This is a genomic window from Pseudomonas sp. ML2-2023-3 (assembly GCF_037055275.1).
GTDB lineage: Bacteria > Pseudomonadota > Gammaproteobacteria > Pseudomonadales > Pseudomonadaceae > Aquipseudomonas.
Genome location: NZ_CP146343.1, coordinates 2,544,278 through 2,557,199, shown reverse-complemented (window position 1 = coordinate 2,557,199; position 12,922 = coordinate 2,544,278). Strand labels below are relative to the sequence as shown.

11 protein-coding genes are annotated in these 12,922 nt (G+C 51.1%); 10 read left to right on the top strand and 1 reads right to left on the bottom strand.

Annotated features, from left to right (window positions below):
- The first annotated feature begins 41 nt into the window (after positions 1-41).
- The 10 genes from V6P94_RS11840 to V6P94_RS11795 all read left to right on the top strand — a co-directional run bounded on the left by V6P94_RS11840 (position 42) and on the right by V6P94_RS11795 (position 11,316).
- Positions 42-1,166: a glycosyltransferase family 1 protein gene (locus V6P94_RS11840; RefSeq protein WP_338649370.1), complete on the top strand. Its 1,125-nt coding sequence runs from the start codon at positions 42-44 to the stop codon at positions 1,164-1,166.
- Complete coding sequence (locus V6P94_RS11835; protein ID WP_338649369.1) at positions 1,163-2,182, top strand: NAD(P)-dependent oxidoreductase; 1,020 nt, start codon at positions 1,163-1,165, stop codon at positions 2,180-2,182. Before V6P94_RS11840 ends, V6P94_RS11835 begins: the two co-directional genes overlap by 4 nt.
- Before the next feature lie 27 nt (positions 2,183-2,209).
- Complete coding sequence (locus V6P94_RS11830; RefSeq protein ID WP_338649438.1) at positions 2,210-3,148, top strand: glycosyltransferase family 2 protein; 939 nt, start codon at positions 2,210-2,212, stop codon at positions 3,146-3,148.
- 1,028 nt (positions 3,149-4,176) lie between these two features.
- Positions 4,177-4,476 (top strand): hypothetical protein, encoded by a 300-nt coding sequence (locus V6P94_RS11825; protein ID WP_338649368.1) that lies wholly within the window; start codon positions 4,177-4,179, stop codon positions 4,474-4,476.
- A gap of 88 nt (positions 4,477-4,564) precedes the next feature.
- Positions 4,565-5,677: a polysaccharide biosynthesis/export family protein gene (locus V6P94_RS11820; RefSeq protein ID WP_338649366.1), complete on the top strand. Its 1,113-nt coding sequence runs from the start codon at positions 4,565-4,567 to the stop codon at positions 5,675-5,677.
- Between the two features lie 14 nt (positions 5,678-5,691).
- Positions 5,692-6,351: a YjbF family lipoprotein gene (locus tag V6P94_RS11815; protein WP_338649365.1), complete on the top strand. Its 660-nt coding sequence runs from the start codon at positions 5,692-5,694 to the stop codon at positions 6,349-6,351.
- Positions 6,348-7,115: a capsule biosynthesis GfcC family protein gene (locus tag V6P94_RS11810; RefSeq protein ID WP_405046743.1), complete on the top strand. Its 768-nt coding sequence runs from the start codon at positions 6,348-6,350 to the stop codon at positions 7,113-7,115. Before V6P94_RS11815 ends, V6P94_RS11810 begins: the two co-directional genes overlap by 4 nt.
- Positions 7,112-9,193: a YjbH domain-containing protein gene (locus tag V6P94_RS11805; RefSeq protein WP_338649364.1), complete on the top strand. Its 2,082-nt coding sequence runs from the start codon at positions 7,112-7,114 to the stop codon at positions 9,191-9,193. The genes V6P94_RS11810 and V6P94_RS11805 overlap by 4 nt, the downstream gene beginning before the upstream one ends.
- On the top strand, positions 9,190-9,549 hold the full coding sequence (locus V6P94_RS11800; protein ID WP_338649363.1) for a VanZ family protein: 360 nt from the start codon (positions 9,190-9,192) through the stop codon (positions 9,547-9,549). The genes V6P94_RS11805 and V6P94_RS11800 overlap by 4 nt, the downstream gene beginning before the upstream one ends.
- A gap of 375 nt (positions 9,550-9,924) precedes the next feature.
- Positions 9,925-11,316, top strand: a complete 1,392-nt coding sequence (locus tag V6P94_RS11795; RefSeq protein ID WP_338649361.1) for an undecaprenyl-phosphate glucose phosphotransferase — start codon at positions 9,925-9,927, stop codon at positions 11,314-11,316.
- Positions 11,317-11,590: 274 nt separating this feature from the next.
- On the opposite strand, the gene V6P94_RS11790 is transcribed toward V6P94_RS11795, so the two are convergent.
- Positions 11,591-12,514, bottom strand: coding sequence for an Abi family protein (locus V6P94_RS11790; protein WP_338649360.1), 924 nt, complete (start codon positions 12,512-12,514; stop codon positions 11,591-11,593).
- Between the last annotated feature and the right edge of the window lie 408 nt (positions 12,515-12,922).

Sequence of the window (12,922 nt, the reverse complement as noted above, 5' to 3'; positions counted from 1 at the left end):
CCAGTTGTTGGCGGAGTTAAACCTTTTACGGATTGGCATATATGAATAATCGCGAACCCATCATCATCAATCTTGCTCGTTTAGGCAGAAACGGAACCGGAATGTGGCAGTACTCCTTAAAGTTTGTAGAGTGCGTGCATCAAGCAGGCTTGTTAAAAGCTATTATTTGCGAAAAAGAAATATCAAAACACTTTTCACAATATAACTGCGACTTTATTTTCACCCCCGCATGGGTGGCCAATACAAAAAAGATTTCAAAGCTTCGTCCAGTCGTTTGGTTTTTCTATAGTTGGCTTCTAGCACTCAAGATAAAAAAAAGGTTTCCGGGCCATTCTGTAGTTTCAACCACACACCACATCCTTCCTTTAATAAACAACCAAACAGCTACAATACATGACCTCCGCCCATATCATTACCCTGACTCTACTCTTCAAAAAATATATTTCAGGCTGCTATTGCCAAGCGCAGTTCGTAGATGCGAGAAAATAATAACAGTTTCCGAAGCCGTTAAATCCCAAATTGCTGACACCTTAAATTATCCAAAACACAGTATAAGCGTCGTTCCTAATACTGTAGATAGCTCAGAGTTTTATCCAGACTCATCGAATAGAAAAGCATCGTATTTTTTGGCTGTCGGGGCAAACTGGCCACATAAAAATATAGATTCTTTTTTGACTCATCACCAAACATGGCGTGACTCGGCTGAGTTAATTATTGTTTGCGGAAAGACTGGATACTACGACAAGCTTCGTACGATAGTAGAAAGTAATAACCTAAACGAAAAAGTTAAATTTCTTCATGACATTAGCTTTAATGAGCTTAAAATCTTGTATGCCAACGCCTCAGCATTAATATACCCCTCAATTGACGAAGGCTTTGGCATTCCTCCGATCGAGGCTATGGCAAGCGGTACGCCTGCAATTGTGAGTGAGCTTCCTGTTTTCCGCGAAGTTCTCGGTGACAGTGCTATTTATGTTGATCCCCAAAACAGCTCTAGCTGGGAACAGGCACTTTTAACGTTAAGTACGAAAAGAGAAAAGTATGTAGAGTTAGGGCTTAAGAGAGCTCAGCACTACTCATTAAACAACATGGTTAACTCTGTAAAGCGTGCATTCGAACATAAACTTCGCGCAGAAAAAACGGACATCCATAAGGGGGCAGCATGAAATCAGCAGTTATTTTCGGTGGCACGGGGTTTATCGGTATATTTTTCGCAAAATTCTTACTCGACAACACCAAAATAGAAAATGTTTACTTACTTGATCACGAACTTATAGATAACAAAACCAGCGTTTTTAGAAAAAATTTGATCTCATCGGACGCTAGAATAATTCAAATTAAGTGCGACGTCCGCCTAGCCATCGATTGGACTCCACCCGAACAGATTGATCTCATCGCTAATTTTGCTGCGGTGCATAGGGAACCGGGGCACGAAGATTATGAATATTACGAAACAAATTTACTTGGCGCCGAGCACGTGTGTTCATGGGCTGAGCAAAATAAGTGCCCAAAAATAATCTTTACTAGTTCGATCTCACCGTACGGCCCGAGCGAGGAAATTAGAACTGAGCAATCGTTGCCAGTTCCTGCAACTGCTTACGGTGGTTCAAAATTAGCTGCCGAAAAAATCCACCAAACGTGGCAAGCGCGAGACAGTTCCCAACGTCGTTTAGTAATAGTCCGTCCAGGAGTAGTTTTCGGCCCTGGCGAGGGGGGTAACGTTTCCCGCCTTATAAAGGCTGTACTGAAGCGTTATTTCTTCTATATGGGAAACCGTAGAACACGCAAAGCGGGCGTATACGTCAAAGAGTTATGCAACGCCATTTGGTGGGTGCTGCAGCAACAGGAAACAAATGGTGAACGTGTCAGCCTATTCAATATGTCGATGAACCCTGGCCCATCAATTGAGGAATATGTAAATGCCGTCTGTACTGTGGCGAATATTAAACGCAATATTCCGGGCGTCCCCTTCAGCCTTTTACACTCAGCGGCATATATAATTGATTCCGCAGCCAAACCACTAGGTATTAAGCATCCCTTTAGCCCTATACGTATTCGTAAGCTTGTACGCTCAAACAACATTCTTCCTATGTATTTGTCGGACAATGGATATCCATTTATTTATACCTTGGAAAGCGCACTATCTGACTGGAAAAAAAGCTGTCCAGAAGAGTGGCAATAGGAGCAAAAGAGAATGTCCGTTTTAGATATGTCGTCCCTAAACCGCATCGCTTGCATCGTACCAACCTATAACGGCCATGACGATTTAGCTCGTCTGCTGGACTCACTGGACAAACAGAGCGCCACGTTTGATCTATTAGTGGTGGACTCAAGTTCAAAAGACGGAACCAACGAGCTAGCGCAGAAGCGCGTCCGTAACCTCTCGACCATTCCTAGTAGCCAGTTCAATCATGGTGGCACTCGGCAAATGGTAGTCAACCAAAATCCTGATTATGATATTTATGTATTCATGACGCAGGACGCATATCTGGACGATCACGATGCTATCGCACGTTTGATCGCCCCATTTTGCGATAAACGTATTGGGGCCGTGTGCGGTCGACAACTTGCGCACTTGAATGCAAACCCCTTAGCGCAACATGCTAGGCTTTTCAATTACCCAGATAGCTCCCAAATAAAAACAATTTCCGATGCGCCATTTCTTGGTTTGAAAACTGCTTTCATGTCCAACTCCTTTGCGGCCTATCGTGCCGACGCTTTACTAGAAGTAGGAGGTTTTCCAGAGCATGTAATTTTTGCTGAAGACATGTACACAACTGCCAAGATGTTATTGTCTGGTTGGAAGGTAGCCTATGCCGGAGATGCCAGCTGCCGACATTCGCATAATTATACTTTGACAGAAGAATTTCGTCGCTATTTCGATATGGGCGTCTTTCATGCGCGAGAGCCATGGATTCGAGAGCGTTTCGGGAGCGCCGGAGGTGAAGGCCTTCGATACGTTAAATCAGAGCTCCGTTTTCTAGGAACAGCGCGATTTTACCTTTGGCCTTCTGCTATTTTACGTAACGCCTTAAAATTACTAGCGTACAAGATAGGTCAGAAAGAAGAGCGCATTTCTATCAGCATCAAGAAAAAGCTCGGAATGTACAAAGGCTATTGGGATAGCCCTTTTAGAAGAAAGTGCTGACTAGCATTTCTATCATCAATGTTTTTTGTGCTCTTATATGGTGGAGTTCTCTCCAACATGCAAAGCACAGACACCAAATGACGGCAAACTATCTTATACAAACAATCCAAATTTCAAGACCTCGTAGCAAGTTTGCCGCTTTGCTTTTACTTGATTACTTCTTGTTGCGGACATCGGGATAAGCCTCCTTAATATCTCGCTCAGATAAGAAAGCTCATATATCCAGAGGCCGCAGGAACCTGGATATATCAATAGTCTTTAGGCAAAACGAAATACACATTACAAACCCTATTTACTTTAAAGCCCCCCCTTTTACAAAGGCACTATCAACGCACAGATAAGACTTTGACATTAAATTTAGATGCGCCGAGCAATCCTCTCCAGATGGTCTAAATAAAGCTTCTATATCAGGGACAAGTTATTGATGACAGCAATGTAGTATTGATGCTGGGGGAGCGATATTTTTACGGTCAATGCTTCAGCCCCATCCACTAGAAGGCGGCCTATGTAAATCTGGCGACACCGTTTCTTGCTATCACACAACCGATCCGAAGCGGTTCGATGTAATTTAATTCGATCAAAGCGAAAAGCCATCACCATAGAAAACAGCCGAAATCTAATTTCGCAGTTACTATGCATATACTATTACGACAAGAATTTTAGAGAACTTTCCAAAAGAGCGAAGCGCTCACCTCATGGCGCACTGAAGATCACTTTTATCAATAATGGCTATCTCAAATATGGCGACTTGAATGTGAGTCTGCTAGGCCGAAGTTTTGCTTAGTTTGATATTAGCACCCATGATTCGCTTACGGAGACTGGCCCCATTGTGTAAACCACTATGGCGCGCCAACACTCATTTGGATAGCATAAGTAAAGTCAAAATATCGACAATGCCTAGCTTTTCTTGGCTCAGCTAATTACTTGAGACAATTAAGTCTGGGCTGTTTTCCCTTGCGAAATCCTCCCCTAGTCCCTTACCATTCCTCATATCTACGAATCAAAAATCCACACAAAAGGACTTTCACATGAACAAGCTTCTCGCTTCAGCTCTGATGGTCGCCCTCAGCGCCTCCGCAATTGCTGCCGAAGCCCCAGCCACGTCGTCTGCCCCAGAAAACACAGCAGCTGAAACCTCGCTAACCACCGCTACCGAAACCGGACTGATCGGCGGCGTGAGCACTGCCGTTGTCGTAGGTGCAGCCGTAGCTGTGGTTGCCGGTGGCCTTGCCCTATCAAACAGCGGCGGCGGTGGCAGCGGCTCGGGCGGCACCACCGGTACTACTGGCACCACCGGTACCACCGGCACCACTGGTACTACCAACTAAATCTCACTGAAGATTTAGCTCCCCTCAACCACCCAGAATCGTCTGGGTGGTTTTGTTTCGATCAGTATTTTCAAAGCGTCGTCCCATCATGATTCGTAGCACTTCACTTGCGCTGCTTGCGGGCTTTGCCCTGCAAGGCTGTATGTTTTCACCTGGCCAAAATATGGACACCAGTCAACTCGTGCGGGACGGTTCGCCTGAGAGCAGCCGAGTGGAGTTGATCCCGATTACGCCAAAGCTCATCGCTCAAAACGTTGCCACTCAGGTTAAATCCTCCGTGCCAGCAGAGCTTTTAAGCTATAAACCAGGCGCCTACCGCATTGGCGCCAACGACGTGCTGTATATCACCGTCTGGGATCACCCTGAGCTGACCGCTCCTTCTGGTGCCCAGCAGCAGATCGATGCGAACGGGCGCTTGGTTCGTCCAGATGGCACCCTGTTCTATCCTTATGTAGGCAACATCCAAGCTGCAGGCAAAACCATTGAAGAATTGCGCAAGCAGATCTCCGACAGCCTGGCTCAGTTTATTGAAAGCCCGCAGGTCGACCTCAACGTGTTGCGCTTCGCCAGCCAGAAGGTTGTTGTCACCGGCGCAGTACTCAAAGCGGGCCAACAGCCTGTCACCACGTCGCCACTGAGTGTTCTAGAAGCCATTGGTACCGCTGGCGCTGACCCGTTGAACGCTGATCTTTCTGGCTTGGTGTTGACTCGCAATGGTCGGGACTATGTTTTGGACCTGGACGCATTGAACAGCCAAAACTCGCAGCTGCAGGACGTGTACCTTCAAGGCGACGATCAGCTGTTCCTTCCGTACAACGACCGCAAGAAGGTCTACCTGATGGGCGAAGTCAACGCACCTCGCGCTGTCACCTTCAAAATGAGCCGGCTGAATCTGGCTGACGCTGTCGGTACGGTTGGCGGTCTTAATCAGACCACCTCCAACGGTAATGCGCTTTACGTGATTCGTGGCGCTGAAAACCTGGAGACAGAACCCGCCAAGGTCTTCCAATTGGACGCAGAGTCACCAACAGCCTTTGCACTGGCGACTCGCTTTGACCTCCAGCCTCAGGACATCGTCTACGTTGGCCCAGCTGGCGTCACTCGCTGGAACCGCTTGATCAGCCAACTGTTACCTTCGGCCAGCATTTTGGGTACCGGTGCTGCTTCGGTTAACAATCTTAGCGAAACCAGCTCTCGATAAGGCCAAGTCGACTCGTGAAAATCTTGCGTAACCTTGCACTGCTGGCGCTGCCAGCGGTGCTGTCTGGCTGTAGCCCGCTGATGTCGGCCTCCATCGATACCTTCAAAGCGTCCTTCCAAGGGGCTAAATCAATCGACCTGACACAAGCTCAAGTCGACGCTCTGCCCTACGCGCAAATCCAGGTCACGACACCTTCCAGTGAAGGTGTTATGGCGCTTGCGCGCCAGCGCGGTGAGTTGGAGTTCTGGATCGCTTCGGGCAAGCAAACCCTTCTGATACGCAACGGCTTTGTAGTCCGCAGTATTGGTTTGCTGGGTGGCACAGACGGCACACGCTTCGACGGCGAATCTCCGTTCAAACGCGGTTTGCATCAGTTACCAGACGACTACACCAGCACCCGCTGGATTGACCTGTATGAAGGCCAACGTACCGGGCTACCTGTTCACAGTCGTTTTGTTCGCAAGTCGCTGGAAACCGTAGAGATCCTGGATAAAAAGTACGAACTCCTGCGCGTTGATGAGCGCATGAAAATCCCGGACCTGGGCTACAGCGCCACGAATCGCTACTGGGTTGACCCATCCAATGGCGTCATCCAGATAAGCGTGCAACACCTCAGTCCGGATCTTACTTTGAGAGTCATGCGCTTGCCTAAAACCCGGGGGGTTACCCGGTGAGAATCAAAGACTTTATGTGGGCAGGCGTGTTGCTTGTCGCACCGATGCTCAGCCACGCTGCAGTCACCGTGAGCGGCGATGTGCTAAAGCCTGGTCAGTACGAAATGGCTGCAGATGCTCGCCTACTCGATGTTGTTCTCCCTTCCCGCCCTAACGCTGAGAGCTATTGGCTCGCCGCGACCTGGCTGCACAAACCAGAGCTGGAGAAACAACAACGCCTTAAGGTTGGCGTGCTGTTTGACCTGAAGATGGTCGAGCGTGGTGCATTGCTGGACGGTAAAGCGAGTCGGGCTGCGCTTGCCGCCCGCCTATTTGACGAGGTTAGCCGGCTGCCGGTGACCGGTCGCAAGGTCGCCGTGTTGGACCCCATCGCCCTGGAAATTTCGTTTGCCCGTAACTATCCGCTGGCCGATGGCGATCAGTTGATCTACCCCGCTCGCCCCAGCACAGTCGAAGTGCTCGGCGCAATAGGGGAACCTTGTGAGCTTGCGTTTCGACCCATGCTGCAAGCTCGTGATTACCTGGAAAGCTGCACCGTGCTCAAGGATGCAGAAGGCGATTACCTCTGGCTTATCCAACCCAACGGTGAAGTCCAGCGCATCGGTAATGGCGGCTGGAACCGTGAAGACGGCGCTATCGTTGCCGCGGGCAGCAAGATTTTGGTCCCCGTCAAAACCAGCGACATTGATCCGCCTACGCCTGACTTGAACCAGCAATTGGCCGAGTTTCTTGCCACCCAACCGTTGGCGGAGATGGCCCGGTGAAGTTTCGTATTGCTGCTGTACTGATTGTTCCCTGCGGTTTGGCTCATGCAGAGCCGCAGTACACCCAAAGTGATTTTGGTGGTGTAGGTCTTTTGCAAACGCCTACGGCGCGCATGGCGCCCGCGGGTGAGTTGAGCTTTAACGCCAACCGTACCGACCCCTATAGCCGATACAGTTTTTCGTTGCAGCCGTTTGAGTGGCTCGAAGGTTCTTTCCGCTATACGTCGGTCAGCAACCGTGACTACGGCCCTTCTTCGCTCAGCGGTAGCCAAAGCTATAAGGACAAGGCGGTCGACGTCAAAGCCAGGCTATGGCAAGAGAGCCATTGGCTACCTCAGGTAGCGCTCGGCTTCCGCGACATCGGGGGTACCGGCCTTTTCTCCAGCGAATATTTTGTTGCCAACAAACGCTATAAAGAGCTCGACTTCAGCTTGGGCCTTGCCTGGGGCTATATCGGTAATCGCGGTGATTTGGAAAACCCGCTGGGTTACCTCGACGATCGTTTTGATACCCGCCCACCTCCGACCGGAACGGGTGAGGCCAACACCGACAGCTATTTCAGAGGCTCCCCTGCTCTATTTGGCGGTGTGACTTACCAAACTCCTTGGAAGCCCCTGAGCCTCAAGCTTGAGTACGAAGGCAACGACTACCAGAATGAGCCGCAGAACAACAATCAGATCCAGGATTCGCCGGTCAACTTTGGCGCGGTGTTCAAGGTGGGCGACTCGGTTGATCTGAGCGCCGCTTGGGAACGCGGCAACACAGCGATGTTTGGTATCACCATCCATACCAACTTCGTTAGCCGAAAAGCCCCAGCCAAAACCTTCGACCCGCCCGCAGAACCTCTGCCCGCCCAGGCACCGACTACTGCGCCCGACCAAGTGGACTGGGCTGATGTTTCTTCGCGCTTGAAGAAAAACGCCGGCTACAACGTCGAGCGCATCACCCAAAAAGGCGACGAACTCCTCGTCTACGGCGAGCAAACCAAGTACTACTACCCCGCTAAAGGCGTGGGTCGTGCCAGCCGTATCCTTGACAACTGCGTGAACGACGACATCAAGTGGTTCACCGTGGTCGAGGACAAATACGACATGGCCGTCGAAGAAATCAGCGTGCCTCGTGAGCAGTTCCGTGCCGTGGTCAACAACGACATGGACCTGAAAGACCTGCACCGCACCACCGAAATCAATCGACCAGTGCCGCACATCGAAACCACGCTCTACACCCAAAAGCGCGACGCCTTCGACGGCGGTTTTGGCTTGGGCTACAAGCAGAACATCGGTGGCCCGGACGGCTTCATCATGTACCAAGTGTCGGCTGACTACGGTGCGGAATATCGCTTCACGCCCAAAACCTGGCTCAGTGGCAGCGCAAGCCTCAACTTGCTGAATAACTTCGATAAATTCCAATACGACGCCCCTAGTAAAATGGAACGCGTGCGTACTGACTTGCGTAAGTACGTAACAACTTCCGATATTACTATGCCATCACTCCAGTTGAACCATGCAGAACGTTTGGATCAAGATTGGTATGGAATGGTATATGGTGGCTATTTAGAATCAATGTTTGCTGGCGTCGGTAGCGAAGTTCTTTATCGCCCCATGGGCCAACGCTGGTCCGTCGGCGCAGACTTGAACTATGTTCGCCAGCGCGACTTTGATCAGGGCTTTGGCTTGCGGGATTACAAGACAGTTACCGGCCATATCACTACTTATGCTGACTTGGGCTATGACATTACCAGCGCCGTCAGCGTCGGTCGTTACCTGGCCGAGGACTGGGGCACCACCATCGACCTGTCTCGCCTGTTCAACAATGGCGTTCGGTTCGGTGCCTGGGTCACCCGCACCACCGCTTCGGCTGAGGAATATGGTGAAGGTAGCTTCGACAAAGGCATCTACATCTCGATCCCATTCGACGAAGTGCTCTCTGTTTCGACCCTGCGCCGTGCCAACATGGTATGGGCACCGCTGACGCGTGACGGTGGCGCTCGCCTGAGTCGCCAGTACAGCCTGCAGAACTTGACGGACGGGCGTTACACCGATTTGTTCTACACCAACTTCGAGAAGATTACCGAGTGATAAACCTATTCAAACGGATATCTGAACTTCCATTCTGGATGCGTTCGGCCATTTTTATCGTTGTGAGTATGGTGCTTTTGGATGCGGGCTTACGCCCGCAACCCATTCCTCAGGTTTTTGATCAGGAAGATAAGCTCCACCATTTGTTGGGGTTTATGGCGTTGTCGTTCACCTGTGTGCTGGCCTTTCCCAGGATTCGTTTGCGCTGGGTCGCCTTGGGCTGCCTGGTCATCGGTATTTCCATAGAAGCCGCGCAGGGGGTGATGCCGCTGCGCACGGCCTCTCCCTACGACATGCTCGCCAACAGCGCGGGTGTTTTGTTGGGCCTCCTGACTGCTTGGCGGATGGTGCGATAGAGTCCTCATATTTGAGAAGTCTTCTTGAATATTCAGGTGACGCCATTAGTTCGTCGCGGTATAGTCCGTGTCACAAAAAGAAACGACCTTTAGGAATCGCAGAGTTTTTACTCTCGCTGGCCTCCCGGCCGGTTAATTCCTGCCTCTGGACTTCTGCCCCATCAATAGCGCAAATCTATTGCGTTGCGAGGAGTTGCCCGGCGCCCTAAAATTTCTGTTTAGACATTTTTTTGACGAGTTTTGGCAACAAGTTTCTGACACTCGCTAATACATTGATTGGCAAACGCCAACTGAGGCCTATTTCGTGGCCCGTTCCAAACGGAGCGCCCGATATATAGCGGTTGGTCATCGGAAGATAACGAAAGGGATTTCGCCATGGTTCACGTTCGTGTAAATCGTCATCGCGTCCACAAAGGGCTGACCTTCTGGACGCAATGGGCCTTAGCTAATGCCATGACCACCGGGCTGCTGTTTGTGCTGGCCTACAACCAGGATGGCCAGATTGACTCGTCCTACCGGGTGTTGGCGGTGCTCACGCTGCTCGGCTCGGTGCCGGCGTACTCGATGATGCAGGTGTATCACAAGCGCTTGGGCAATTTGACTGGCCTGGCGCGTTTGCTGTGTGGGTGGCTCATAACCCTGGGCGGCATGGCGGTGATCGGCTTTGTCAGCAAGACCAGCGATACGTTCTCCCGTGAAGTGGTGCTGTTATGGGCTGCCCTCGGTTATGTGCTGCAGGCGTTGCTGTACATTCCGATGCACTGGCTGGCGCGCTACTACAGCAACCGTATCAGCAACCGTCAGAAGATTTTGATCGTTGGCACCAACGAGTTGGCCGTCAACCTGGCCGACAAGCTTGCCAAGGTTCAGTACGCGCCGCTGGTAGGCTTGGTGGGGTCGAGCACTGATGAGATCGCCTTCAGCAACACTCACCGGATCGTTGGCCAGCTGGAAGAGCTGCGTGAGCTGATTGCCACCCATAGCATCAGCCGCTTGTATATCGCCCTGTCCCTCAAGAATGCCGAGAAGATAGAAGAGCTGTACATCGACCTGCTCGACTCCAGTGTGGATGTGGTGTGGATTCCAGACTTCAACAGTTTGACCCTGCTGAACCACTCGGTCAGTGAGGTCGATGGCCTGGCGGCGATTCACTTAAACGAGAGCCCGTTGACCAGTTACCCGACTGCGGCCTTGAGCAAGGCTGTGCTGGACCGCGCCATTGCGCTGGTGACGATCGTGACGATCAGCCCGGTGTTGTTGGCGATTGCAACGGCGATCAAGTTCACGTCCGAAGGGCCGGTGTTGTTCAAGCAGAAGCGCACGGGCTGGAACGGTAAGGTGATCAAGGTTTGGAAATTCCGTTCGATGTATGTGCATGACGACACCAAGGTGACCCAGGCCAGCCGTACGGACTCACGCATTACCCCGGTGGGGCGTTTTATTCGCCGCACCTCGCTGGATGAGTTGCCGCAGTTCTTCAACGTGCTGCAGGGGCATATGGCGCTGGTAGGGCCGCGGCCGCATGCGGTGGCGCATAACAACTACTACTCGGACAAGATCATCGCCTATATGGCCCGCCATCGAATCAAGCCGGGGATTACCGGGTTGGCCCAGGTCAGCGGCTGCCGGGGTGAGACTGAGACGATCGAGAAGATGCAGAAGCGGGTTGAGATGGATCTGGACTACATCAACAACTGGTCGTTGTGGTTGGATTTCAAGATTTTGTTTAAGACGCCGTTTACGTTGTTGTCGAAGGATATTTATTAAGGGCTTGGCGTTAGGTAGCGTTGAGGCTTTGATTCGCGGGCAAGCCCGCTGTCATTTTCAGAAGACGACTGCACCATTTATCAGGAGTCGCCTGCACTGTTGACGCCGACGCCGAATTGACCCTCGCGAGATGTCACTGACCCAGTCCGACTCCTCGCGTAACAATGCCTATGCTGGATTTGTGCGGTTTTTTGGAGGTGTCAGTCTTGCGTCGGCACGTAGGTCAATTCGGCGTCGGCGTCACCATGGGTATCAGGTCACCAGTTGGCGTAGGTCAGCTCCAGAACGGCCGCTGGTCCCAGTTGAGCGAAAATCCCATGACCGTTGGAGTCAGTCCAGCCTTGACAAACGCTGCTGTCGGGTATGCAGCTATCAAAACCTTGAACCGGCGTTTCCAGTCCGAAGTGGGATCGATTTCATTGAGTAGAGCAGCGAGGGTCACGGCCTTGGCCATCAACCGCCCGCGGTCGTTGTTAGGCGGATATTCAGCGGCGATACGTGTAGCGTAGATGGGAGTGTCCACCAGACTGTTGGCGTTCCATAGTCTGTTGTGATGAGCACAGCTATTCCGCAGGAGGTTGATGCTCTTAAACCAGCTGACTAAAACTTTCTCGTCATAGGTGAAATATGCGGCGATTTTTTTTCGGTGGTCAATATGAAGACTTGAGAACAGCAGCGACACATCGCCAAAGGTAACGGCTTCCAGGATCGCCCAAATTGGCGGCGTTGAAGGAGAATTGTAGTTATCGTAGTAGTGGCTGATGGGGAGGTTTTTCGTCCTCAATCCAAGAACAGTTCTCATGAAAGCGCGATGTGACTCAGACTTCTCAAAATGCACGCTATCCAAGTAAAAGTGAGGGCCTGCTGCGGGATCTGGGGCTAGGGCATTAATGATGGCCGCACGAATGGCAACCTCAATGCGCTCTATCGCGTCGAGGCAAAGAATACGGAGCGTACGGTCGAAGTCGTATAGCGCCAAGATGTCATCAAAGATGACTCCTTGATAAAACGATTTGGTCTGATGGTCCTGGAGAGGACGCATGTAAATCAATAGTCGATAATAACCAATAAGGTTCAGTGATCTCAGCGCTTTGGCTTGATCGTGTGCCGGAACTGTTAATCCTTTAGCAATGAGATGACTCAGTAGATCTTGAGCCGTTTTTGCTGGTTTTGTATACGGTGTAGGGGCATGAGGCATACGAGCATCCGGCTCACTTTTCGACAGGCAAAAATAAACCCCCTGGTGCGCAGTACGGAACGAGTCCGCCGGAGGCGTGGGGGTTATGCTTAGGACGGAGTCTACCCATAGCTGATTACCCAGTCAATCTCTAGAGGCATACAAAACTATTGATACGATTATCGTTAGGCTTTTTCAGGTAGTGAACCGAGCATGACGCACATCCCGCGCATCCAGGTCACCACGAAGCATGGGACGGCGGCGGCGCATCCGTATCCCCGACGGGGCCCTGCAGGCGCTCGGTCTGGTTGTCGGCGATAGCGCTTAATCTAGACTTTTCCCGAAACCTGTCCGAATTTCACCAATCAGCAACTAGTTGTCGTATCCCTAAGCACGGTGCGCTTATAGCGTCTTGTCTCTTTCACGCAA

What these genes read in the sequence shown, in the direction of transcription:
- V6P94_RS11840 (WP_338649370.1), top strand. Translation starts at nt 42, where the DNA reads ATGAATAATCGCGAACCCATCATCATCAATCTTGCTCGTTTAGGCAGA.
- V6P94_RS11835 (WP_338649369.1), top strand. Translation starts at nt 1,163, where the DNA reads ATGAAATCAGCAGTTATTTTCGGTGGCACGGGGTTTATCGGTATATTT.
- V6P94_RS11830 (WP_338649438.1), top strand. Translation starts at nt 2,210, where the DNA reads ATGTCGTCCCTAAACCGCATCGCTTGCATCGTACCAACCTATAACGGC.
- V6P94_RS11825 (WP_338649368.1), top strand. Translation starts at nt 4,177, where the DNA reads ATGAACAAGCTTCTCGCTTCAGCTCTGATGGTCGCCCTCAGCGCCTCC.
- V6P94_RS11820 (WP_338649366.1), top strand. Translation starts at nt 4,565, where the DNA reads ATGATTCGTAGCACTTCACTTGCGCTGCTTGCGGGCTTTGCCCTGCAA.
- V6P94_RS11795 (WP_338649361.1), top strand. Translation starts at nt 9,925, where the DNA reads ATGGTTCACGTTCGTGTAAATCGTCATCGCGTCCACAAAGGGCTGACC.
- V6P94_RS11790 (WP_338649360.1), bottom strand. Translation starts at nt 12,514, where the DNA reads ATGCCTCATGCCCCTACACCGTATACAAAACCAGCAAAAACGGCTCAA.